The following is a 22,089-nucleotide window of genomic DNA, read 5'->3' as shown; positions in this document are numbered from 1 at the left end:
CACTTCACCCAAGCGGTCACGACGATCCGTCGCGGGCGGCCTCCGACGCCTGTCGGGCCGAAGCCGGGGCATCGACGTCCTTCTTCGCCGTTCGCCGCGTTTTCCGCGCCCTTTGTGCACGGCGGCCCGCACGACGGGCTCGAGATCTCGCCGTATCCGTGGGCGGCCGCCTGCTCATCAGCCTCGACCGGCTGCTCGTCCTGCTCGTCGCGCCGCCGAAGATCCCGCCGACCCGCATGGCCGAGGGCCGCAGCCGGGCGGCGCTGCTCACCGCGGGCACCGTGCTGGTGAGCCGGGCTCCGGGCCGACCGCTTTCGCCGGGACGGTGCGGGCGATCGGCGAGATCCTGCACGCGCCCCGCTCGCCCGGCCACCCGCACCCGCAAGGGCCGCGGCGGCTCGGGGAGGGTGTGATGTCCGAACTCGCCGTACCCGGGCCGCCGGTGGAACCGCCCGCGAATCCCCCGGGCGGGAGCGCCGGCGGAGGTGCCCGGGTACGGCTCCCCGCCGGCCGGCCGTAACCTATTGGTCTGGACCACTTCCCCGAACCGGGATAGTGTCCCGTTGCCCATCCGTGCGCCGAAGGGGAACCCACGTGTACGCACCGCGCCGCGTCGCCGCCCTCGTCGACGCCTGCCTGCTGCCCGTCCCACGCACCCGGCGACCGCCGGAGTGGCTCCGGCGCGGCCTGGAGCGCGCGGGCGCGGTCACCATCGGCGTCCCGGCGGCGCTGAGCGGCGGGCCCGCCGTGACGGAGCTGCTCCGCGACGAGACCGGGCACGGCGCCGTCGTGATCAGCGAGCCGCTGGACACCGCCGAGGTCGTCGAGGGCTGGGGCGTGCCGGGCGCCGCCGTACTGGCCTGGCTCTCCGGGGTCGACCTGCTCCAGCTCGGCCCAGGCTGCGACGCGGGCGTCCAGGACGCCATCCGCACCGCCGCGGCACGGGCCGTGGCCGACGGGGACCTGCCGCTGTCCCGGCTGGAGGAGGCGGCGGCGCGGATCGCGCGGCTGCGGCGCGAGACGGCGCCGGGAAGCTTCCCGGCGCCCTCGTAGTTGGTGGAAACGTGAACCACACGGACGTCGCCGGCACCACCGCCGCAGAGGTTGTCGTCATCGGAGCGGGGCAGGCCGGGCTCTCGGGGGCGTACTTCCTGCACCGTTCCGGCATGCGCCCGGACGAGGACTTCGTGGTCCTGGACCACTCCCCCGGACCGGGCGGCGCCTGGCAGTTCCGCTGGCCGACCCTCACCTACGGCAGGGCGCACGGCGTGCACTCGCTGCCCGGGATGGAACTGGAGGGCGCCGATCCCCAGCGGCCCTCATCGGAGGTCGTCGCGGAGTACTTCGACCGCTACGAGCACACCTTCGGCCTGCGAGTCCACCGCCCGGTCGACGTCTCGGCGGTGCGGGAGGCGGGCGACGGGCGACTGCTGGTCGAGACCGACGCCGGCACCTGGTCCACCCGCGCCCTGATCAACGCCACCGGCACCTGGGACCGGCCCTTCGTGCCCCACTACCCGGGCCAGGACACCTTCCGCGGGCGCCAGCTGCACACCGCCGGCTACCACGGCCGCGAGGAGTTCGCCGGACAGCACGTGATCGTGGTCGGCGGCGGCACCTCGGCGGTGCAACTGCTGATGGAACTGCACGAGCCGGGCGGCGCGGCCGCCACGACCTGGGTGACCCGGCGGCCGCCGGTCTACCGCACCGGCCCCTTCGGCGAGGAGCACGGCCGCGCGGCCGTCGCGCTCGTCGAGGAGCGTGTCAAGAAGGGCCTGCCGCCGCAGAGCGTCGTCAGCGTCACCGGGCTGCCCATGACGGAGGCCATGCAACGCGCCGAGGAGCGCGGCATCCTCGTGCGGCACCCCATGTTCGAGCGGGTCACCCCGGACGGCGTCACCTGGGCCGACGGACACCATGTGCGGGCCGACGCCATCTTGTGGGCCACCGGCTTCCGGGCGGCCCTCGACCACCTGGCGCCCCTGAGGCTGCGCGAGCCGGGCGGCGGCATCCGCCTCCAGGGGCTCACCCAGGCGGCGCTCGACCCCCGCGTCCACCTCATCGGCTACGGCCCCTCCGCCAGCACCATCGGTGCCAATCGCGCGGGCCGCAGCGCCGTCCGGGAGATCCGGACGTTTCTGCGCGCCGGCGCCGCGACCGGGGTGGCCGTCGCGGGCTGACCCCTGCCGGGTCAGCGCCCCGCGCGCCCCTTGCCGAGCGTGGAGCCCCGGACGACCAGCTCCGGCTGGAAGACGATGCGCCGGTGCTCGTGCTCTTCCGCGAGGTCGCCGGTCTCCTCTATGAGCAGATCGGCGGCGGCCCGGCCCATCCGGTAGGCGGGCTGCCGCACGGAGGTCAGGGGCACCGCGGCCGCCGCGGCGAACTCGATGTCGTCGTACCCGACGAGGGCGATCTCCTCGGGCACGCTGATCCCGGCCGCGTACAGCGACTGGAGGACGCCGAGCGCCAGCAGGTCGTTGGCGCAGAAGACGGCCGTGGGCCGCTTGGCCATGCCCAGCAGCCGCGCGCCCGCGTCCCGCCCGGAGGCGACGTCGAGCCGGTCGGCCTCGATGTGCGCGAGCGCGTCCGCCGGCAGTCCCGCCGCGGTGAGCGCCGCCAGGGCGCCCGTGCGCCGGTCCTGGCACTGGGCCAGGTGCATCGGGCCGCTCACGTAGACGATGCGCTGGTGGCCGCGCTCGATGAGGTGGTCGACGGCCAGCCGGCCGCCCTCGATGTCGTCGACGGACACCGAGCACGCCTCCGCGCTCGGCACCACGCGGTCCACGAACACGAAGGGGATGCCGTGCCGCCGGAACGACTCGATGTTGCGGCCGCTGGTGTCCGCGGGCGTCACGAGCACCCCGCGGACCCGCTGTTCCGCGAACAGCCCCAGGTACTCGGATTCCTCCGCCGGGCTCTCCGCGCTGTTGCAGAGCATCACCCCGAGCCCTGTCTCCCGCGCGGCGCGCTCCGCGCCCGAGGCGACGTCCACGAAGAAGGGGTTGGCCATGTCCAGCACGAGCAGGGCGATGATGCGGCTGTGGCCGGCCCGCAGTTGGCGGGCGGACTCACTGCGGACGTAGCCGAGTTGCTCGATGACCGACAGCACCCGTGCCCGCGTGTCCTCGGAGACCATGTCGGGCCGGTTGATGACGTTCGACACCGTGCCGACCGAGACGCCCGCCTGCCGAGCGACATCCTTGATCCCCACCATGCGTGTCACGGGTTCCGCCCTACCGCCTTCCGCGACCCGCCACGGGTCGCGGGTTCATGCTACGCATAGGTGACGACATCGGCGCCCACCGTGGTCGCACACCTGTCGCGCGGGTTACGCGCCGCCGACCCGGCCGTGTCCGGACGCTGTTCCCGGGGGCCTGCGGACCGGTGCCCCGCCGCCGCCTCACACCAGGTGGAAGATCTCCGTCAGGGGCCGCATCGCCTCGTCGGGCCGGGCACCGTCCAGCGCCTCGAAGAAGTCCCCCATCTCGGCCTGCCAGCGGGCGTTGACGTCCGTCCGGGCCATGGCCGCCTGCGCGGCCGCGAAGTCCTCCGTCTCCAGGTAGCCCACGAGCAGGCCGTCCTCCCGGAGGAAGAGGGAGTAGTTGTGCCAGCCGGAGGCGGACAGCGCCGCGCGCATCTCGGGCCACACGGAGGCGTGCCGCTCCTTGTACTCCGCCAGCCGGTCCGCCCGGACCCTCAAGAGAAAACAGACGCGCTCCACGCTCGGTCCCGGCCTTCCCGAATCTGATATGAAAGGTTTCAATGAGATGCCAGGGACGTTAGGACACCCCGCCATGGCTCGTCAATGCGCTGTGCCACCGTGCGCAGACATCCGATCTCTGCTTCACAGCGCTCGACGGCTGCGGCAGTATGAGGGGCCTGCGGGCCGCCGCACGTACCGGGAGGAGGCCAGATGCGCGTAGCGCTCTTCGTGACCTGTGTGAACGACACGCTGTACCCGGAGACGGGCAAGGCGGTCGTCACGCTGCTGGAGCGGCTGGGGGTGACCGTGGACTTCCCCGCCGCCCAGACCTGCTGCGGCCAGCCGCAGTTCAACACCGGCTACCGGCACGAGACCGAGCCGCTGATGAGGCGCTACGCACGCGCCTTCGAAGGGTACGACCACATCGTCACCCCCTCCGGCTCCTGCGCGGCCATGGTGCGGGACAACTACCCGCGCATGGGCGACCGGGCCCGCGCCGAGGGACGCGGCGGCGAACTGGCCGCCCTCGCCGAGTCGGTCGTGCCGCGCACGTACGAACTCACCGAATTCCTCACCGATGTGCTCAAGGTGACCGATGTGGGGGCCTACTTCCCGCACAAGGTCACCTATCATCCGACCTGTCACGGCCTGCGCATGCTCGGCCTCGGCCGTCGGCCGCTTGAGCTGCTGAGCCACGTCAAGGGCCTGGAACTCGCCGAACTCCCGGGCGCCGACGAGTGCTGCGGCTTCGGCGGCACCTTCGCCGTGAAGAACGCCGCCGTCTCCGCCGCCATGGGCGCCGACAAGGCACGGAACATCACCGGCACCGGCGCCTCGGCCGTGTGCACCGTCGACAACTCGTGCCTGATGCACATCGGCGGCACCCTGGCGCGGCTCGGCTCCGAGGTGCGGCCGGTCCACCTCGCCGAGATCCTCGCCTCCACCGAGGACCGTCCCTACGGAGGCATCCGATGAGCGGCACCTATCTGGGCATGCCCGCCTTCCCCGTGGCCGCCGAGGAAGCCGTGCGCAACGAGACGCTGCGCGGCAACCTGCGGCACGCCACGCACACGATCCGCGACAAACGCGCCAAGGCGGTGGCCGAGCTGTCCGACTGGCAGCAGCTGCGCACGGCGGGCAAGCGCATCAAGGACGACGTCCTGCGCCACCTCGACCACTACCTGGAGCGCCTGGAGGAGACGGTCACCGCCGCCGGGGGCGTCGTGCACTGGGCCGCCGACGCCGACGAGGCCAACCGGATCGTGACGGAGCTGGTCAGGGCCACCGGAGAGACCGAGGTCGTCAAGGTCAAGTCCATGGCCACGCAGGAGATCGGGCTCAACGAGGCGCTCGCCGAGGCCGGGATCGCCGCCTACGAGACGGATCTGGCCGAACTCATCGTGCAGCTCGGCGACGACCGGCCCAGCCACATCCTGGTGCCGGCGATCCACCGCAACCGCACCGAGATCCGCGACATCTTCAACGGCGCGATGGCGGAGTGGGGCCGCCCCGCGCCCGAGGGCCTGACCGACACCCCGGCCGAACTTGCCGAGGCGGCGCGGCTGCACCTCAGGGAGAAGTTCCTGCGCGCCAAGGTCGGCATCTCGGGCGCCAACTTCATGATCGCCGAGACCGGGACGCTGGTCGTGGTGGAGTCCGAGGGCAACGGCCGGATGTGCCTGACGCTGCCCGAGACACTGATCTCGGTGGTCGGCATCGAGAAGGTGCTGCCGGCCTGGCAGGACCTGGAGGTCTTCCTCCAGCTGCTGCCCCGCTCCTCCACGGCGGAGCGCATGAACCCGTACACCAGCACCTGGACGGGTACGACGGACGAGGACGGCCCCCGCACCTTCCACCTGGTGCTGGTGGACAACGGGCGCACCGACACCCTGGCCGACGAGGTGGGCCGCCAGGCGCTGCGCTGCATCCGCTGCTCGGCCTGCCTCAATGTGTGCCCGGTGTACGAGCGGGCCGGCGGCCACGCCTACGGCTCGGCCTATCCCGGCCCGATCGGGGCCATCCTCACCCCGCAGTTGCGCGGCACGGACACCGCCCTGGACGCCTCGCTCCCCTACGCCTCGTCCCTCTGCGGTGCCTGCTACGAGGTGTGCCCGGTCGCCATCGACATCCCCGAGGTGCTGGTCCATCTGCGCGAGCGGGTCGTCCAGGGCGGCGAAGTGACGCGCGGCGGCAGCAGGGCCGTGCTGAAGCCCGCGAAGGGGCACGCGGCCGAGCGCGCCGCGATGCGCGCCGCGCGATGGACCCTCGACCACCCCGGGGCGCTGCGCGCCGGACAGCGGCTGGCCTCGCGCACCCGCGGTCTGCACCCGCGCAGGCTGCCCGGTCCCGGCCGCGCATGGACGGACACACGTGACATCCCGGCCGTCCCGGCGGAGTCCTTCCGCGACTGGTGGCGGCGCACCCGGGGCACCGAGGGCTCGGAGGGCACCAAGTGAGCACCCGCGAACAGATTCTGGGCCGCATCCGCCGCGCGCTGGCCGACGTCCCTCGCGAGGAGGCGCCGGGCGGCGGGCCCGCCGGACACGGCTATCTGCGCGTGCACGGCGAACGGAACCCCGGGCAGAGCGCGGATCTGCTCGCCGGGAACCTCGCCGACTACCGCGCGATCGTGCACCGCACGACCTCAGAAGAGCTCCCGCTGCGTCTCGCGGCGCTGCTGGCCGCCCGGGGCACGCGCAGCGTGGTCGTGCCGGCCGGGCTGCCCGAGGGCTGGCTCGCCGAGGCGAAGGACGTCGAACGGGTCGCGGACACCGCGACGTCGACGCCCTACGAGCTCGACGCCGTCGACAGCGTCGTCACCGGCTGCGCCGTGGCGATCGCCGAGACGGGCACCATCGTGCTGGACGCCGGGCCGGACCAGGGGCGGCGCAGGATCACGCTCGTGCCCGACCACCACGTGGTGGTCGTGCGCGTACCGGAGCAGGTCGTCGACTCGGTGCCGCAGGCCCTGGAGCGGCTGGACCCGGCGCGTCCGCTGACCTGGATCTCGGGGCCCTCGGCGACGAGCGACATCGAGCTGGACCGGGTGGAGGGCGTGCACGGCCCGCGCACCCTGGAGGTCGTGCTCGTCACGGCCTGACCGTCCTGCGGTCCCGCGCGCGGGCTCACTTGGCCTCCGCGTAGGAACGTACGACATGGGTCTCCAGCGGGAAGGACACCGGCGTCGGCCCGAACAGCAGGCGGCGGGCCTCGTCGGCCGCCTCAGCGACGGCCTTGCCGGCCTCGGCGGCCAGTTCCTCGGGGGTGTGCACGATGACCTCGTCGTGCAGGAAGAACACCAGCCGGGGGCCGTCGAGCGCGGCCAGGCGCCGGCGCAGCGACGCCAGCACGGCCAGCGCCCATTCGGCGGCGGTGGCCTGGATGACGAAGTTGCGGGTGAAGCGGCCCCAGGCGCGCGCCTGGGCGTCGCTGAGGTCCTGACGGTCGGCGGCGGGCGGCGACGTGCGGCCCAGGTGGGAGCGGACGACGCCCCCCGCCTCCCCGGTCCGCGCGGCGGACTCCACCAGCCGCATGGCGTCCGGGAAGCGGCGCCGCAGGACCTCCAGCAGGGGTCCCACCTCGCCGGTGGTCTGCCCGTACATGGCGCCCAGCAGGCCGAGTTTGGCCCGTGCGCGGTCGCCGCCGAAGGCGGTGCGGGCCAGGGCAGCGTAGAGGTCGCCCTCGGCCGCGGCGGCCGCCAGCCCGGGATCACCGGACAGGGCGGCCAGCACCCGCGGCTCCAGCTGCCCGGCGTCGGCGACGACAAGACGGTGCCCGGGGTCGGCGACCACGGCGGCCCGCAGCTGCCGGGGGATCTGCAGCGCGCCGCCGCCGCGGGTGGCCCAGCGTCCGGAGACGACACCGCCGACGACGTACTCGGGGCGGAACCTCCCGGCGGGCGCCCACTGTTCACGCCAGGCCCAGCCGTGGGCGCTGTGGATGCGGGACAGCTCCTTGTAGCGCAGCAGAAGGGCGGCGGCGGGGTGCGCCACCTCGCGCAGGACGTGGGAGCGCGTGGAGGTGATGTGCACGCCGACCCGCTCGAAGGCGGGCAGCAGCTGGGCGGGCGAGTCCGGATTGACCGGGCGGCCCAGCGCCTCCTGGAGGGCGGTGGCCAGTTCACTGAGCACCTTCGGCCGGACTCCCCCGGCCGGGCGCGGGCCCAGCAGCCCGATCAGCACCTCGTCGTGCGCGGCGGCGCTCCAGGGCACCCCGTCGTGGGTCATCTCCGCCGCGGCGAGCGCCCCGGCGGACTCGGCGGCGCACAGCAGGCGCATGCGGTCGGGGTGTTCCGACAGGGCGATGCGCCGCTGCTGTTCGGCGTGGACGGCGACCACGGCCTCCAGCGGGTCGGTGCCCGGCGGCAGGTGGTGGCGGTCGGCGGCGAAGAGCACCGGCTGGTCGTCGGGCCCGCCCTCGGGAGCGTCCGCGGGCACGGGCAGCCCGCGCAGTCGGGCCCAGGCCGCACCCAGGGAGCGTGGCAGCCCGAAGCGTTCCTCCGAGCCGAGCAGCAGGGCCTCGACGAGCTTGAGGTCGTGGCAGCGTGCCGGACGCAGCGGCAGCCGTTCGAGCAGTGCGGGGTAGATGTCGTCCGTAGCGGCCCAGACCCAGCGGGGCGCCTGGTGCCTCTCGCGGTCGGCGACGGCCGCGGCGAGGTCGGGGACGCTCTCCTGCGGGCCCGCCGGGGTTCCGTCCTCGCGCAGCGCCTGGAGCCGTCCGCCGGTCCCCAGTGGATCGGCGACGACGGCGACGGACAGGCTCCTCGGCGAGGTCACACTCCGAGCGTAGGGCGGGGGACTGACAACGCGCCGGACGGCCCTCAGCGGTCGGCGTCGCGGCTCACCTTCAGCGCCCACAGCACGAGCGGCACCTGCAGCGGCAGCCGCGCGCAGGCGGCCTTGCGCAGCGGCGCGGGACGGTCGCGCCAGTCGCGGGCCATCTTCACGTTCGCCGGGAACACCCCGGCGAAGAAGCCCGCCGCCAGCAGCGCCCCGGCACGGCGGGTGCGCGGCAGCCCGATGCCCGCGGCGAGCGCGAGCTCCACGGCGCCGCTGGCGTACGTCCAGGCGCGGGGGTTGCCGGGCAGGATCTTCGGCACGATCGCGTCGAAGGGTCCGGGCACCACGAAGTGCGCGGTGCCCGCGGTGGCCAGCAGCCGGGCGAGCAGCCCGGCGGAACGGTCGGAACGACCGGGAAGGTGTTCTGCCATCGGACCCTCCTGCTGCGGATGCCGGCGCCGCGGCTCACGTTAGCGGCGGCCGCCGGGTCCGCGCGGCGGATCACCTCTGCCGGCGTGTGCGCTTGCTCACCCGTCCCAGGAGTCGGGTCCGGCGGCCGGCCGGGCCCGTGAAGGGCGGGAGCTGCGCGAAGTCCGGGTCGGCACGCAGGCTCCGGGACAGGTGGGCGAGCACCGTCCGTACCCGGGTGAGCGGGTGGCCGGGGAAGCGCGCGTCGTACTCCGGGGCGTCGGCCCGGTGGAAGGGCAGCCCACCGCGCAGCCCGGGCGCGTAGGGATGCGCCAGGAAGTACTGTTCGGGCCCGAGTTCGGCGAGCACCAGGGCCTCGCGCATCCCGGTGGGTCCTGCTTCGAAGGCCTGCACCTTGGCCACCGCGCTGCAGGCCGCGCGCGGCAGGGTGTAGCTGCCGAGGAAGGCCTGACCGCTCGGCCGGTCCGGCAGCGGCACCTTGAGCACCTGGCGCAGCGACGGCAGGCCGGCCACCTGGACGACGTCGGCCTCGATGAGGCCGCCGCCCGCGTCGGCCGTGACCTGGGCGAGCGCCTGTCGCAGCGGGACGGGCTCCTCCAGGGGCGCCGGTATGTCCGGCGGCAGGTCGAAGAAGTGCAGGCTGATCACGTCGCCGTGGTCATCGGTCCAGGCGTGCTCGGCGACCTGCCGGTATCCCGGCAGGTCCGCGCCGTCGAGGGGTCCCATGGGCATGATCATGCCGTAGGGGCGAGTTGCGCGTCGCGGCGCACCAGGGCCGCGTACCGGCCGTCGAGAGCGAGCAGTTGGTCGTGCGTGCCGCGTTCGGTGATCCGCCCGTGGTCGAGCACGACGATCTGGTCGGCGTCGCGGACCGTGGACAGGCGGTGGGCGATGGTGATGGTCGTCCGGCCCGCCGAGAGGGCGTCGATGGCCTCCTGGACGGCGTGCTCGGTGCGGGTGTCCAGTGCGCTGGTGGCCTCGTCGAGGATGAGGACCGGCGGATCGCGCAGAATGGTGCGGGCTATGGCAAGGCGCTGCTTCTCGCCGCCGGAGAAGCGGTAGCCGCGTTCGCCGACGACGGTGTCGTACCCGTCGGGCAACCCGGCGATGTGGTCGTGGATCTGGGCGGCGCGCGCGGCGCCGACGATCTCCTCGTCGGTGGCGTCCGGCTTGGCGAAGCGCAGGTTCTCCGCGACGGAGGCGTGGAAGAGGTAGGTCTCCTGCGAGACCACGCCGACGGACGCGGCGAGAGTGTCGAAGGCGAGGTCGCGCACGTCGGTGCCGTCGAGCGTGACGCGGCCCTCGGTGACGTCGTACAGGCGGGGCACGAGGTAGCTCAGCGTGCTCTTGCCGGAGCCGGTGGCGCCGACGACCGCGAGGCTCGTGCCGGCCGGAACCTCCAGGTCGATGCCGTCCAGGGTGCGCTCGGGCGCGGCGGGGTCGTAGGAGAAGCCCACGCCCTCGAACCGCACGTCGCCGCGGGCGCGTTCGAGCCGGACCGGGTCGGGCCGCTCGGTGATGTCGACCGGCAGGTCGAGGTACTCGAAGATGCGCTGGAAGAGCGCGAGCGAGGTCTGCACCTGCACGCCGGTCGCCAGCAGGCTCACCGTGGGCCGGAACAGGCCCTGTTGCAGCGAGACGAAGGCGACCAGGGTGCCGATGGACACCAGGGTGCCCGCGCCGTGGACGAGGACGCCGGCGGCCCAGTAGATCAGGGCGGGCATGGCGGCCATGACGATACCGATGGTGGACATGCGCCACCGTCCGGCCATGTTGGAGCGCACCTCGAGGTCGACCAGGCGGTCGGACTCCTCCGCGAAGGAGCGGGTCAGCGACGCGGAGCGCCCCATGGTACGGCCGAGCAGGATGCCACTGACCGACAGGGACTCGGTCACGATGGCGGACATCGCGGCCATCTGCCGCTGCCGCTGGGTGGTGATCTTCTTGCGTTCCGTGCCCACCCGGCGGCTGATCCAGACGAAGACCGGGAGCATCACCAGGGAGACGAGCGTGAGACGCCAGTCCAGGGCGAGCATGGCGACGACGCTCGCGACGACGCTGGTGAGGTTGGAGACCAGCGAGGTCGCCGTGGAGGTGACGGTCGCCTGCATGCCGCCGATGTCGTTGGCGATGCGGGACTGCACCTCACCCGTGCGGGTCCGGGTGAAGAAGGCGAGCGACATGCGCTGCAGCCGCTCGTAGACGGCGGTGCGCAGGTCGTGCATGACGCGCTGACCGACGGTGGTGGATATGAGTGTCTGCAGGACGCCGAAGACGCTGTTGAGGACAGCGGTGGCGATCATGCCGAGGGCCAGCAGGCTCAGCAGCCCGGTGCGGCCCTGCGGGATCGCGGTGTCGAGGATCGCGCGCAACAGGAAGGGCGAGGCGACCGAGACGAGGGAGGCGGCGCCGACGAGAAGCCCGACGAGGGCGAGGCGGCCGCGGTAGGGGCGGAACAGGCCCAGGACGCGTCGTACTTCGGTGCGCTGGGCGGGTTTCTTGGGCGGTGGGGTCCACTGCGGGGAGTCATCGGGGTGCAAAGGGCCTCCGAGGGCGGGGGTACGGCAGGACGATGAGAGTGTAGTTCATTGTTACCTATACTCACAATGAATTGCATCCTGATAGCCTCGGGGCATGGAATCGCGTACCTCCGCCGCGGACACCGACGGGTCGAGCAGCCTCGCGGAGCAGTTGCTGCGGCTGACCCGCCGGCTGCACCGCGTCCAAAAACGTCACCTGGAGCCGCTCGGTATCACTCCGGCCCAGTCCCGCATGCTGCGCAGCGTCGCGCACAGCGAGGAGGCGCCGCGGATGGCCGATCTGGCACAGCGTCTGGAAGTCGTGCCGCGCGCGGTGACCACGCTCACCGACGCCCTGGAGGAACGGGGTTTCGTGCGCCGCGTGCCGGACCCCGCCAACCGCCGTGTGGTGCGCATCGAGATGACGGCGGAGGGCGAGGGCGCCCTGAGGCGGCTGCGGCAGGCCCGGCGGGCGGCCGCGGAGGAGATGCTCGCGCCACTGGACGCGGCCCAGCGCGACGCCCTGACGGCGTTGCTCACCGTCCTGGACACCGCGCCGGGCCACTGCTGAGTCGCCGGTCCTGTCAGGGCCGTGCGCGCCCGCACGGCGCGGGGCTGCGCAGTCCGGCGATCAGGCGCGCCAGGTGTCGCCGAGCGTCACCTTGCCACCGGCGGGGACCGTCGCCGTGCGGTTGGCGCCGGACTCCCAGGTGACAGTCCCGTTCGCGTCCTTCTTGATGTACTTGTACTCGAAGGACGTGCCCGCCCCCATGGAGACGTCCAGCTTCCACACCGGGTAGGCGGCCGAGGACAGCAGCGGCGCCGCCGCGGTGTTCCAGTTGCCGAGCGCCGCGTTGCTGCCGACGACGTAGACGTTCTGGCCCCACACCGTGGTGGCGTTCACCGAGAAGGAGGCGCCGCTCGCCGGGGCCGTGCCACCGCCGCCGCAGGGAGCGCCCGTATAGAGCGCGACCGCGTCGTTGGCGCCGATGGTGGCGGTGAAGGTGCCGTTCGCGGCGACGGTGTAGGTCGCGCCGCTGTGCTGGACGTCGCAGTAGGTGCCGGCGGGCAGCGAGGTGGTGAAGGTCCGGCTGAGGGATCCGCTCTCGTGGTCGATCGCCACGAAGCCCTTGCTGCCGCGCCCGAAGGCGATGGCGTTGCCGCCGTTGGACCACCAGTTGGTCACGGCCGTCCCGGCGACCGCGTTGCGGAAGCCGACCATGCCCGCGATCTGCGGCCAGGCGTGCTGGCACTTCCAGCCGTCGCTGTAGCAGGCGTTGACGGTGCCGCCGTTGGGCGGGCCCGAGTCGTTGTCGGAGAACTCGTAGCCCGAGTACACATTGGGCGAGCCGTAGGGCCACGCGAGCATGTAGACGTTGGCCAGCGTGTAGGTCGCGCCCGCCTTGTAGTTGAGGGTCGATCCGTTCCGCTCGGTGTCCCAGTTGTCGACAAAGGTGCGCGCCTGGCCGCTCGGCAGGTACCCGGCACCCCAGGAGGCACCCCAGTCGCTCAGGTAGGCCAGCTTCTCGCTGCCGAAGATGCGCTTGAGGTCGTAGGCGCCCTGGAAGGCGTCGACGTCGCCCGTGCCCGTGTACTCGCCCGGCTGGACGGCCTCACCGGCGCCGTAGATGACCTCCTGCGCCCAGAAGACCGAGGGATTGCCGAGCTTGGCCTTGATCGCCGCCAGATCGCCCGAGGCGATGTGCTTGGCCGCGTCGATCCGGAATCCGTCGACGCCCAGGGAGATCAGGCTGTTCAGGTAGGCCGCGATGGTGGAGCGCACGTAGTCGCTGCCGGTGTTCAGGTCCGCGAGCCCGACGAGTTCGCAGTTCTGCACATTGTCGCGGTTGGTGTAGTCGCCGATGCTGGACCGGCACGAGTGGAAGTCCTGGTCCTGGTAGTAGCCCGGGTAGTTGTACTTCGAGTAGGACGTCCCGCCGGTGCCCGTTCCCGAACCCGCGCTCATGTGGTTGACAACCGCGTCCGCGATCACCTTGACGCCCGCCGCGTGGCAGGTGTCCACCATGTTCCTGAAGGCCGCGCTGTCCCCCAGCCGGCCGGCGATGCGGTAGCTGACGGGCTGGTACGAGGTCCACCACTGCGCGCCCTGGATGTGCTCCTGGGGCGGAGAGACCTCCACGTAGCCGTAGCCCGCGGGGCCGAGGGTGCTGGTGCACTCCTTGGCGACGGAGGCGAACTTCCATTCGAAGAGCGTCGCGGTGACGTCCTTGCTCCCGGGCGGTGCGGCCTGCGCCGGCTCCTGCGACACGACGGCGAGGCCGGCCGTGGCGAGCAGCGCCGCCAGTCCCGCGCGCACGAAACGCGATCTCATGGTGCGGCTCCTTCGTTGTCGGGCACAAAGGTGCCCCGAAGACAGCCACGCGCCGGGGCCATCGGGTGGGGGGCGGAGTTCCCGCCCGTGGGGACTCCGGACAGGAGATTGGCCCCGCGGGCGGAGACCGTCAATACGTCGCGTGGAAAAACTTTCGACGTCTTGCGGAAACAACCTGCGTTGCGGTCCGGACAACGCAATGACGCCGCTGCACAGGGCTGCTGAGGGGTCATCGGCGTCGTGCATGTCACGATGGCCCTGTTCGCGGCGCCGCGTTCAGGCCGACAGGGCGTCCCGGTCCCCCATCACCACCACCGGGTGCAGCGCCGGATCGAGCGTGCGCAGCAGGTACTCCATGTCCACGCGGGACTGCGTGACACACGCGGCGGTGCCGCTCCCGTGGTCCACGTGGAGCCAGATGCCGCCGCCCCTGGACCGGCCCCGCGGGCGGTCCGGGTCGAGAGGCGACCTGCCCTTCACCCGGTTGTAGTCGATGGCGATGACGAGGTCGAAGTCGCGCCGGTACGAGCGCGGCCAGGAGCGGGGCGCGGAGAAGGCGGCGGAACGGTGGTACGGCAGCCCGGTCCCCGGATCGGGCAGGACGCCGCCCGCGTCGGAGAGGGTGAAGACGCCCACCGGGCTCTTGCCGTCGTCCTCGTGGTGGTCGGTCGTCCAGCCGTGCCGGCCGTTGTGCGCCGCCCAGGACCGCTCCCGCTGCCAGCCCCCCGCGCTCCGTGCGTACAGGACCGCCGTGGACTCCGCCGACCGGGCGCCCTTCCCGTAGACGGCCAGCACCTGACGGGAGTCGGACGGGACGCGGGAGTTCAGCGCACCGCCCACACCTGGTATCCCCCTGGCCGGCGCGGGAGCCGACGACGGCGGCCCGTTCCCGCCGGTGCGCGCCGGGCGGTCATGACCGGCGCACCCCGCCGGCAGCACGAACGCCGCGGCCACCGCCACCGCTGCCCCCGTGCGCACCGCCCGTCCCGTCCACGTCCTACGCATCGGTTCCCTTTCCCGCATTCCCTCGGCAATGAGGCCACGACCATGACGCGTTCCCCGTACCGAGGGAAAAAACCGGTTGAATTCACCCTGTCCGCAACGCGACCCTGGCACGTCTTCACTCACCCCCATCTCCGATGCCGGGACGCCATGTCGCTTCGTTCTCTCCCCCACGCCGATCCGGGTGTCCCCGACACCCGGTCCGGTTTCCGATTTCTGCTCTGGCTCGAGAAGTGCCAGATCCGCGCCCAGGCGACGGCCACGTTCTGGGGCACCCTCAACATGGCGGCGTTCGCGGGCATGCCCGCGGCGGTCGGCCTGGCCGTCCAGGCGGTCGTCGACCGCTCGGGAGGCAGGCTCGCGCTCGCGGGTGGCCTGATCCTCGCTCTGGGACTGGTCTCGGCGGTGGGCGACACCATGCTGCACCGCGTCGCCGTCACCAACTGGATCACCGCCGCGGCCCGCGTGCAGCAGCTGCTGGCCCGCAAGACGGCCGAACTCGGCTCGGTACTCACCCGGCGGGTGGCGGCCGGAGAGGTCGTGGCCGTCAGCACCGGTGACGTCGAGAAGATCGGCTGGTTCGTGGAAGCGCTCGCCCGCTTCGCGTCCTCCCTCCTGGCGACCGTCGGCGTGACGGTCGCCCTCGTCGTCTACCGGCCCGAACTGGGTCTGATCGTGGCGGCCTGCGTCCCCGTGCTGGCGCTCGCGGTGCTGCCGCTGCTGCCGCACGCGGCCCGCCGGGCGGACGAGCAGCGCACCAAGGCCGGCAAGGCCACCGAACTCGCCTCCGACACGGTGGCGGGACTGCGCGTACTGCGCGGCATCGGCGGCGAGGAACTGTTCCTCGCCCGTTACCGGCGCGCCTCCCAGGAGGTCCGGCAGGCCGCGGTGCGCAGCGCCCGGATGTGGTCGCTGATCAGCGCGCTCCAGGTGGCTCTGCCGGGACTGCTGCTGCTCGCGGTGACCTGGTACGGGGCACAGCTGGCCCTGGACGGCCGGATCTCGGTCGGCGAACTGGTCACCGTCTACGGCGCCGTGGTCTTCCTGCTCTTCCCGCTGCGGGGCTTCGAGGAGATCGCGATGGCGTACTCCTTCTCCAAGCCCTCGGCCAAACGCGCGGCGCGGGTGCTGTCGCTGCGACGTGACACGGCCGGGCGGACGGACGCCGTTACCGTCCGGGCCCCGCGCCCGGGGGCGTCAGGGTCGTCGCGGGATCTGTACGACCCCGCGACGGGCCTGCTGGCGCCCGCGGGGAAGCTGACCGCCGTCGTGTGCGGCGATCCGGACGCGGCGGGCGCGCTGGCCGACCGTCTCGGCGGGCACAGCCCGGAACGGGCCGAGGAGGACCCCTCGGTGCTGCTGGGCGACACGGCGCTGGACGAGATCCCGTTGTCCGCGGCACGGGCGGTCGTGCTCGTGCAGGACAAGGACCCGGTGCTGCTGTCGGGGACGCTCGCGGAGCTGCTGGACGTGCCCCGCTCCGGCGCCGTCGCCGCCGATGACGCCCTGGCCGCGGCCCAGTGCGACGACGTGCTGGAGGCGCTGGCCCAGGCCTCCGTGGATGACTCGGGCGACCCGATGCGCACCAGGATCACCGAGCGCGGGCGGTCCCTGTCGGGCGGACAGCGGCAGCGCCTGGCGCTGGCCCGATCCCTGACGGCCGACCCGGAGGTGCTGGTGCTCGATGAACCGACGAGCGCCGTCGACACGCACACCGAGGCCCGGATCGCGCACGGTCTGCGGTCGCTGCGCGCGGAGCGGACCACGGTGGTGTTCACCTCCAGTCCGCTGCTGCTGGACCTGGCCGACCGGGTCGTCTTCGTCGAGGAGGGCTCGGTGCGCGGCTCGGGGACGCACCGCGAACTGCTCGTCGCCGACCCCGCCTACCGCGCCGTGGTCACCCGGGAGACCGAACCCGAACCCGAACCCGGACTCCATCCTTTCGAGTCACTACGGAAAGCCGAGGAACCCGCATGATCGGCGTGCCACCGCCGGACTACGATCCGGCCGCGCCGCAGCAGGCCAGTACCCTGCCGGTCGGCTCGCCCGCCACGGTGCGCGCTTACGTCAGGGAACTGGTCGGCCGGCACCGGCGCGCCTTCGTCGCCCTCATCGCGCTGAACGCGGTGGCCGTCGTCGCCTCGATGGTCGGCCCCTACCTGCTGGGACACCTGGTCGAGAGCCTGTCGGTGGGCGACAGGGATCTGCACCTCGGCCGCACGATGGCGTTCTTCGCCACCGCCCTCGCCGTCCAGACGGTCTTCGTGCGCGAGGTGCGGCTGCGCGGCGCGATCCTGGGCGAGCGGATGCTCGCCGACCTGCGCGAGGACTTCCTCGTACGGTCGGTCGCGCTGCCACCGGGCGTGCTGGAGCGGGCCGGCACCGGCGACCTGCTGTCCCGGATCACCACGGACATCGACCGGCTGGCCAACGCGATGCGCGAGGCGGTGCCCCAGCTGGCGATCGCCGTGGTCTGGGGTGGACTGCTGCTCGGCGCCCTGGCGGTCACCTCACCCCCGCTGGCGCTCGCCGTGCTCGTCGCGCTGCCCGTGCTGCTGCTGGGCTGCCGCTGGTACTTCCGCCGCGCGCCGCAGGGCTACCGGTCCGAGGCGGCCGGTTACGCGGCCGTCTCGGCCGTGCTCGCCGAGTCGGTCGACGCCGGACGCACCATCGAGGCCCACCGGCTGGAGGAGCGGCGCGAGGAGCTGTCCCGGCTGCGCATCCGGCAGTGGGTGGCCTGGGAGCGCTACACGATGTGGCTGCGCAGCGTGCTCTTCCCGGTGATCAACGCGACGTACACGCTGATCCTGGCGGCCGTGCTGCTCATCGGCGGGACCCTGGTCCTGCACGGCTGGGTCTCGGTCGGCGAACTGACCACGGGCGCGCTGTACGCGCAGATGCTGGTCGACCCGATCAATCTCATCCTGCGCTGGTACGACGAACTGCAGGTGGCCCAGGTCTCCCTGGCCCGTCTGGTGGGCGTGCGGGAGATCGAGCCGGGCGCCGGTGACACCGAGGTGACGCCGGACGGCCGTGACGTCCACGCCGACGAGGTGCGCTTCGGCTACCGCGCGGGGAGCGACGTGCTGCACGGCGTGACACTCCGGGTGCGCCCCGGCACCCGGGTGGCCCTGGTGGGCCCCTCCGGCGCCGGGAAGTCGACGCTGGGCCGGCTGCTGGCGGGGATCTACGCCCCTCGTACCGGGGAGATCACGCTCGGCGGCGCCCAACTGGCCCGGATGCCCGCGGAGCGGGTCCGTGAGCACGTGGCCCTGGTCAACCAGGAGCACCACGTCTTCGTCGGGACGCTGCGCGACAATCTGCTGCTCGCGCGCGCGGGGGCGGAGGACACCGAGCTGTGGGCGGCCCTGACCGCGGTGGACGCCGAGGGCTGGGCACGGGGACTGGAAGCGGGACTGGACACCGAGGTGGGCTCCGGCGGGGCCGCGCTCACCCCGGCCCAGGCGCAGCAGGTGGCGCTCGCCCGCCTGGTCCTGGCCGACCCGCACACCCTGGTGCTGGACGAGGCCACCTCGCTGCTCGACCCCCGGGCGGCACGGCACCTGGAGCGATCGCTGGCCCGTGTCCTGGACGGCCGTACGGTGGTGGCCATCGCGCACCGGCTGCACACGGCGCACGACGCGGACCTGATCGCGGTCGTCGAGGGCGGCCGGATCAGCGAGCTGGGCAGCCACCAGCAGCTGGTGGAGGCGGACGGCGCCTACGCGGCGCTGTGGCGGTCCTGGCACGGATAGCCGGCCGCCACGGCGCCGCGCGCCGATTCCCACGGTGGGGGTGCTCAGGCGCCGAAGACCAGTGCCCCCACCGCGCCCACGCCGCCGATCACGAAGAAGACCGGGGTCAGCACCTTGATCTCGACCTTGCTGCCCGCACGGAACCGCATGGGCTTGGGGGTGCCCAGCGGGTACCAGCGGCGGCGCCCGATGGGGATGGGCCACAGGACCGGGCAGCCCGAGACGGTCAGGGCGTCGCCGAGGCAGTGCACGATGGAGCCGAGCACGATCGGGATGCCGATCCACAGGTACTGCTGACCGGGCTCGGTCAGCAGCCAGCCCTTGCCGCTCTGGGTGCTGTCCAGGGTGTCGGCGAGCACCCACGCGCTGGTGGCACCGAGCAGCCAGACCAGGATGTCGCTGGACATCCGGGCCTGCCGCCACAGCAGCCCTTCGACCGCCAGGACGGCGTGCACGAAGAGGATGAAGACCACGGCCCACCGGCCGCCGACCCATGCCAGGCCGGAGGCGGCGGCACCCATCCCGACCGCCCAGAGCCATGTGTGGGTCAGGGTGCGGTGGCCGCCCTGCCGTATCGGGTCACCGGGCTTGCGGGTCTTGCGGTACGCGGCGTAGGACAGCTTGTCGATGACCTCGCACAGCCATCGGGAGATCGGGCCGAATGCCCGGGAAATCGTGGCCGCCTTGTGATCCAGATCAGGAGCGAGAGCCGCACCGGCACAGATCAGCGCACCGACCACGAGGGTCGGCCAGGGCATCGGATGATTGAGCCCCGCGGCGACCGCACCCACTGCCAGCCAAGCTGCCGCTCCGGAGACAGAATGTGCCGGTCCCATCATGGCGTGTCCCGCCCCTTTCGACCCGCCCTGAAGCGGAGTTGACGTCCAATCGACGGCACACCATACCGTCGGGCGATCTTCGCTCGTACCGCCGGTTCATCCCCCGGACCCCGCGGCAGGCAAGATGGGGGTGTGACCCTTATCGATCAGCTCCCTGCCGAGGCCGACCCCGACGCCCTTTTCGAAGCTTTCGCCACCTGGGCGGAGGGCCGGGGCATCTCGCTCTATCCCGCCCAGGAGGAGGCGCTGATCGAAGTGGTCTCCGGGGCGAACGTCATCCTGTCGACGCCCACCGGCTCCGGAAAGAGCCTGGTCGCGGCCGGTGCGCACTTCGCCGCCCTGGCGCGCGACGAGGTCACCTTCTACACCGCGCCGATCAAGGCGCTGGTGTCGGAGAAGTTCTTCGACCTCTGCAAGCTCTTCGGCACCGAGAACGTCGGCATGCTCACGGGTGACGCCTCCGTCAACCCGGACGCCCCCGTCATCTGCTGCACGGCCGAGGTGCTGGCGTCGATAGCGCTGCGCGACGGCAAGGACGCGGACATCGGCCAGGTCGTCATGGACGAGTTCCACTTCTACGCCGAGCCCGACCGCGGCTGGGCGTGGCAGATCCCGCTGCTGGAGCTGCCCCAGGCACAGTTCCTGCTGATGTCGGCGACGCTCGGTGACGTCAGCCGCTTCGAGAAGGACCTCACCCGCCGCACCGGCCGGCCCACGTCGGTCGTGCGCTCGGCGACCCGTCCGGTGCCCCTGTCGTACGAGTACCGGCTGACCCCGCTCACCGAGACGCTCACGGAGCTGCTGGAGACCCGGCAGGCTCCGGTGTACATCGTGCACTTCACGCAGGCGGCCGCCGTGGAGCGGGCGCAGGCGCTCATGAGCATCAACATGTGCACGAGGGCCGAGAAGGACGCCATCGCCGAGCTCATCGGGAACTTCCGCTTCACCACCAAGTTCGGCCGCAATCTCTCCCGTTACGTCCGGCACGGGATCGGTGTGCACCACGCGGGCATGCTGCCCAAGTACCGGCGCCTGGTGGAGAAGCTCGCCCAGGCCGGACTGCTGAAGGTCATCTGCGGCACCGACACCCTCGGTGTCGGGGTCAACGTGCCGATCCGCACGGTGCTGTTCACCGCGCTCACCAAGTACGACGGCAACCGGGTGCGGGTGCTGCGCTCCCGCGAGTTCCACCAGATCGCCGGGCGGGCCGGCCGGGCCGGCTTCGACACCGCGGGGCTGGTGGTGGCCCAGGCCCCCGAGCACGTCATCGAGAACGAGAAGTCGCTCGCCAAGGCCGGGGACGACCCGAAGAAGCGCCGCAAGGTCGTCCGCAAGAAGGCGCCCGAGGGCTTCGTCGGCTGGTCCGAGACCACCTTCGAGAAGCTGATCGCGTCCGATCCGGAGCCGCTGACCTCCCGCTTCCGGGTGACCCACGCGATGCTGCTGTCGGTGATCGCGCGTCCCGGCAACGCCTTCGAGGCCATGCGCCGGCTCCTGGAGGACAACCACGAGGACCGCAGGTCCCAGTTGCGCCACATCCGGCGGGCCATCGCGATCTACCGTTCGCTGCTGGCCGGCGGAGTGGTGGAGCGCCTGGAGGAGCCGGACGACGAGGGCCGCATCGTCCGGCTGACGGTGGACCTGCAGCAGCACTTCGCACTCAACCAGCCGCTGTCCACCTTCGCGCTCGCCGCCTTCGAACTGCTGGAACCCGAATCGCCCTCCTACGCGCTCGACATGGTGTCGGTCGTCGAGTCGACCCTCGACGACCCCCGCCAGATCCTGGCCGCCCAGGAGAACAAGGCGCGTGGCGCGGCGGTGGCCGCGATGAAGGCCGACGGGATCGAGTACGAGGAGCGGATGGAGCGTCTGCAGGAGATCTCCTACGCCAAGCCGCTGGAGGAGGTGCTCTCGCACGCCTACGGCGTCTACCGCAAGAGCCACCCGTGGGTCGGCGACCACCCGCTCTCGCCGAAGTCCGTCGTGCGCGACATGTACGAACGCGCCATGACCTTCACCGAGTTCGTCTCGTACTACGAACTGGCCCGGACCGAGGGCATCGTGCTGCGCTACCTGGCGAGCGCCTACAAGGCGCTGGAGCACACCGTCCCCGACGACCTGAAGTCCGAGGACCTGCAGGACCTCATCGCCTGGCTGGGTGAGCTGGTCCGCCAGGTCGACTCCAGCCTGCTCGACGAGTGGGAGCAGCTCGCCAACCCCGCCGAGATGACCGCCGAGGAGGCGCAGGAGCGCGCCGACCAGGTCAAACCGGTCACGGCCAACGCCCGGGCCTTCCGCGTGCTGGTGCGCAACGCGATGTTCCGCCGGGTGGAGCTGGCCGCCCTGGAGCACTACACCGAACTGGCAGAACTCGACGCCGAGTCCGGCTGGGACGCGGACGCGTGGGCGGACGCCATGGACGCCTACTGGGACGAGTACGAGGATCTGGGGACCGGGCCGGACGCGCGCGGCCCGAAGCTGCTGCAGATCGAGGAGCGCCCCGAGGAGGCCCTGTGGAAGGTGCGGCAGACCTTCGCGGACCCCTCCGGCGACCACGACTGGGGCATCTCGGCGGACGTCGACCTGACCGCCTCCGACGAGGAGGGCCGCGCGGTGGTCAAGGTGACGGCGGTGGGCACGCTGTGACCGCAGAGCCTGCGGCGCCGGCGATACGCACCACCGCGCCAACCCGCGCCTCGGCCCCGAAGGCGCATAAGGCACATAAGGCACAT

The 22,089-nt window shown here is 72.4% G+C and carries 19 protein-coding genes; 10 read left to right on the top strand and 9 right to left on the bottom strand.

Going from position 1 to position 22,089, the window contains the following annotated elements; genetic code table 11:
• The first annotated feature begins 158 nt into the window (after positions 1–158).
• The 3 genes from PV364_RS03855 (at position 159) to PV364_RS03845 (ending at position 2,180) form a co-directional block, all read left to right on the top strand.
• A complete protein-coding gene (locus PV364_RS03855) occupies positions 159–413 on the top strand; it encodes a hypothetical protein (RefSeq protein WP_319658179.1) in 255 nt (84 codons plus the stop codon).
• A 181-nt stretch (positions 414–594) separates the two neighbouring features.
• Entirely contained in the window at positions 595–1,053 is a 459-nt protein-coding gene (locus PV364_RS03850; RefSeq protein ID WP_319658178.1) for a hypothetical protein, read from the top strand.
• An 11-nt stretch (positions 1,054–1,064) separates the two neighbouring features.
• The gene (locus PV364_RS03845) at positions 1,065–2,180 is read left to right on the top strand and encodes an NAD(P)-binding domain-containing protein (RefSeq protein WP_319658177.1); all 1,116 of its coding nucleotides are present in this window, start codon (positions 1,065–1,067) and stop codon (positions 2,178–2,180) included.
• 11 nt (positions 2,181–2,191) lie between these two features.
• Here PV364_RS03845 and PV364_RS03840 read toward each other — a convergent pair whose 3' ends face one another.
• Both PV364_RS03840 and PV364_RS03835 read right to left on the bottom strand, forming a co-directional pair.
• Entirely contained in the window at positions 2,192–3,214 is a 1,023-nt protein-coding gene (locus PV364_RS03840) for a LacI family DNA-binding transcriptional regulator (protein WP_319658350.1), read from the bottom strand.
• Between the two features lie 186 nt (positions 3,215–3,400).
• Positions 3,401–3,721, bottom strand: coding sequence for an L-rhamnose mutarotase (locus PV364_RS03835; RefSeq protein WP_319658175.1), 321 nt, complete (start codon positions 3,719–3,721; stop codon positions 3,401–3,403).
• A 192-nt stretch (positions 3,722–3,913) separates the two neighbouring features.
• On the opposite strand from PV364_RS03835, the gene PV364_RS03830 reads away from it, so the two are divergent.
• The 3 genes from PV364_RS03830 to PV364_RS03820 are packed head-to-tail and all read left to right on the top strand — an operon-like array spanning position 3,914 to position 6,803.
• Complete coding sequence (locus tag PV364_RS03830) at positions 3,914–4,678, top strand: (Fe-S)-binding protein (RefSeq protein ID WP_319658174.1); 765 nt, start codon at positions 3,914–3,916, stop codon at positions 4,676–4,678.
• Complete coding sequence (locus PV364_RS03825; protein ID WP_319658173.1) at positions 4,675–6,159, top strand: LutB/LldF family L-lactate oxidation iron-sulfur protein; 1,485 nt, start codon at positions 4,675–4,677, stop codon at positions 6,157–6,159. Before PV364_RS03830 ends, PV364_RS03825 begins: the two co-directional genes overlap by 4 nt.
• Complete coding sequence (locus PV364_RS03820; RefSeq protein WP_319658172.1) at positions 6,156–6,803, top strand: LutC/YkgG family protein; 648 nt, start codon at positions 6,156–6,158, stop codon at positions 6,801–6,803. The genes PV364_RS03825 and PV364_RS03820 overlap by 4 nt, the downstream gene beginning before the upstream one ends.
• Before the next feature lie 25 nt (positions 6,804–6,828).
• On the opposite strand, the gene PV364_RS03815 is transcribed toward PV364_RS03820, so the two are convergent.
• From PV364_RS03815 to PV364_RS03800, 4 genes are all read right to left on the bottom strand, one after another.
• A complete protein-coding gene (locus tag PV364_RS03815; RefSeq protein WP_319658171.1) occupies positions 6,829–8,478 on the bottom strand; it encodes a bifunctional 3'-5' exonuclease/DNA polymerase in 1,650 nt (549 codons plus the stop codon).
• A 44-nt stretch (positions 8,479–8,522) separates the two neighbouring features.
• On the bottom strand, positions 8,523–8,912 hold the full coding sequence (locus PV364_RS03810; protein ID WP_319658170.1) for a hypothetical protein: 390 nt from the start codon (positions 8,910–8,912) through the stop codon (positions 8,523–8,525).
• A 70-nt stretch (positions 8,913–8,982) separates the two neighbouring features.
• A complete protein-coding gene (locus PV364_RS03805; protein WP_319658169.1) occupies positions 8,983–9,636 on the bottom strand; it encodes a hypothetical protein in 654 nt (217 codons plus the stop codon).
• A gap of 8 nt (positions 9,637–9,644) precedes the next feature.
• Entirely contained in the window at positions 9,645–11,450 is a 1,806-nt protein-coding gene (locus PV364_RS03800; RefSeq protein ID WP_319658168.1) for an ABC transporter ATP-binding protein, read from the bottom strand.
• A 94-nt stretch (positions 11,451–11,544) separates the two neighbouring features.
• On the opposite strand from PV364_RS03800, the gene PV364_RS03795 reads away from it, so the two are divergent.
• Entirely contained in the window at positions 11,545–12,000 is a 456-nt protein-coding gene (locus tag PV364_RS03795) for a MarR family transcriptional regulator (protein WP_319658167.1), read from the top strand.
• A gap of 60 nt (positions 12,001–12,060) precedes the next feature.
• Here PV364_RS03795 and PV364_RS03790 read toward each other — a convergent pair whose 3' ends face one another.
• Together PV364_RS03790 and PV364_RS03785 are read right to left on the bottom strand one after the other, a co-directional pair.
• Complete coding sequence (locus tag PV364_RS03790) at positions 12,061–13,761, bottom strand: carbohydrate-binding module family 20 domain-containing protein (protein WP_319658166.1); 1,701 nt, start codon at positions 13,759–13,761, stop codon at positions 12,061–12,063.
• A gap of 276 nt (positions 13,762–14,037) precedes the next feature.
• Positions 14,038–14,766, bottom strand: coding sequence for a hypothetical protein (locus tag PV364_RS03785; protein ID WP_319658165.1), 729 nt, complete (start codon positions 14,764–14,766; stop codon positions 14,038–14,040).
• A gap of 147 nt (positions 14,767–14,913) precedes the next feature.
• On the opposite strand from PV364_RS03785, the gene PV364_RS03780 reads away from it, so the two are divergent.
• Positions 14,914–16,740, top strand: coding sequence for an ABC transporter ATP-binding protein (locus PV364_RS03780; protein WP_319658164.1), 1,827 nt, complete (start codon positions 14,914–14,916; stop codon positions 16,738–16,740).
• Entirely contained in the window at positions 16,737–18,518 is a 1,782-nt protein-coding gene (locus PV364_RS03775) for an ABC transporter ATP-binding protein (RefSeq protein WP_319658163.1), read from the top strand. The genes PV364_RS03780 and PV364_RS03775 overlap by 4 nt, the downstream gene beginning before the upstream one ends.
• A gap of 44 nt (positions 18,519–18,562) precedes the next feature.
• Here the strand turns inward: PV364_RS03775 and PV364_RS03770 are convergent, their stop codons facing one another.
• Positions 18,563–19,357, bottom strand: a complete 795-nt coding sequence (locus PV364_RS03770; protein ID WP_319658162.1) for a metal-dependent hydrolase — start codon at positions 19,355–19,357, stop codon at positions 18,563–18,565.
• Positions 19,358–19,489: 132 nt separating this feature from the next.
• Here PV364_RS03770 and PV364_RS03765 point away from each other — a divergent pair, with 132 nt between their 5' ends.
• On the top strand, positions 19,490–22,003 hold the full coding sequence (locus PV364_RS03765) for a DEAD/DEAH box helicase (protein ID WP_319658161.1): 2,514 nt from the start codon (positions 19,490–19,492) through the stop codon (positions 22,001–22,003).
• Positions 22,004–22,089: the final 86 nt, after the last annotated feature.

The sequence above is a fragment of the Streptomyces sp. MI02-7b genome (assembly GCF_033793585.1).
Taxonomy (GTDB): Bacteria; Actinomycetota; Actinomycetes; order Streptomycetales; family Streptomycetaceae; genus Actinacidiphila.
Note: the sequence above shows the minus strand (reverse complement) of the source record. Positions and strands in the feature narration are given on the sequence as shown.

Coding starts and splice junctions, on each gene's coding strand:
- PV364_RS03840 (WP_319658350.1), bottom strand. CDS start 3,214: ATGGTGGGGATCAAGGATGTCGCTCGGCAGGCGGGCGTCTCGGTCGGC.
- PV364_RS03830 (WP_319658174.1), top strand. CDS start 3,914: ATGCGCGTAGCGCTCTTCGTGACCTGTGTGAACGACACGCTGTACCCG.
- PV364_RS03825 (WP_319658173.1), top strand. CDS start 4,675: ATGAGCGGCACCTATCTGGGCATGCCCGCCTTCCCCGTGGCCGCCGAG.
- PV364_RS03810 (WP_319658170.1), bottom strand. CDS start 8,912: ATGGCAGAACACCTTCCCGGTCGTTCCGACCGTTCCGCCGGGCTGCTC.
- PV364_RS03805 (WP_319658169.1), bottom strand. CDS start 9,636: ATGGGACCCCTCGACGGCGCGGACCTGCCGGGATACCGGCAGGTCGCC.
- PV364_RS03795 (WP_319658167.1), top strand. CDS start 11,545: ATGGAATCGCGTACCTCCGCCGCGGACACCGACGGGTCGAGCAGCCTC.
- PV364_RS03790 (WP_319658166.1), bottom strand. CDS start 13,761: ATGAGATCGCGTTTCGTGCGCGCGGGACTGGCGGCGCTGCTCGCCACG.
- PV364_RS03785 (WP_319658165.1), bottom strand. CDS start 14,766: ATGCGTAGGACGTGGACGGGACGGGCGGTGCGCACGGGGGCAGCGGTG.
- PV364_RS03780 (WP_319658164.1), top strand. CDS start 14,914: ATGTCGCTTCGTTCTCTCCCCCACGCCGATCCGGGTGTCCCCGACACC.
- PV364_RS03775 (WP_319658163.1), top strand. CDS start 16,737: ATGATCGGCGTGCCACCGCCGGACTACGATCCGGCCGCGCCGCAGCAG.
- PV364_RS03770 (WP_319658162.1), bottom strand. CDS start 19,357: ATGATGGGACCGGCACATTCTGTCTCCGGAGCGGCAGCTTGGCTGGCA.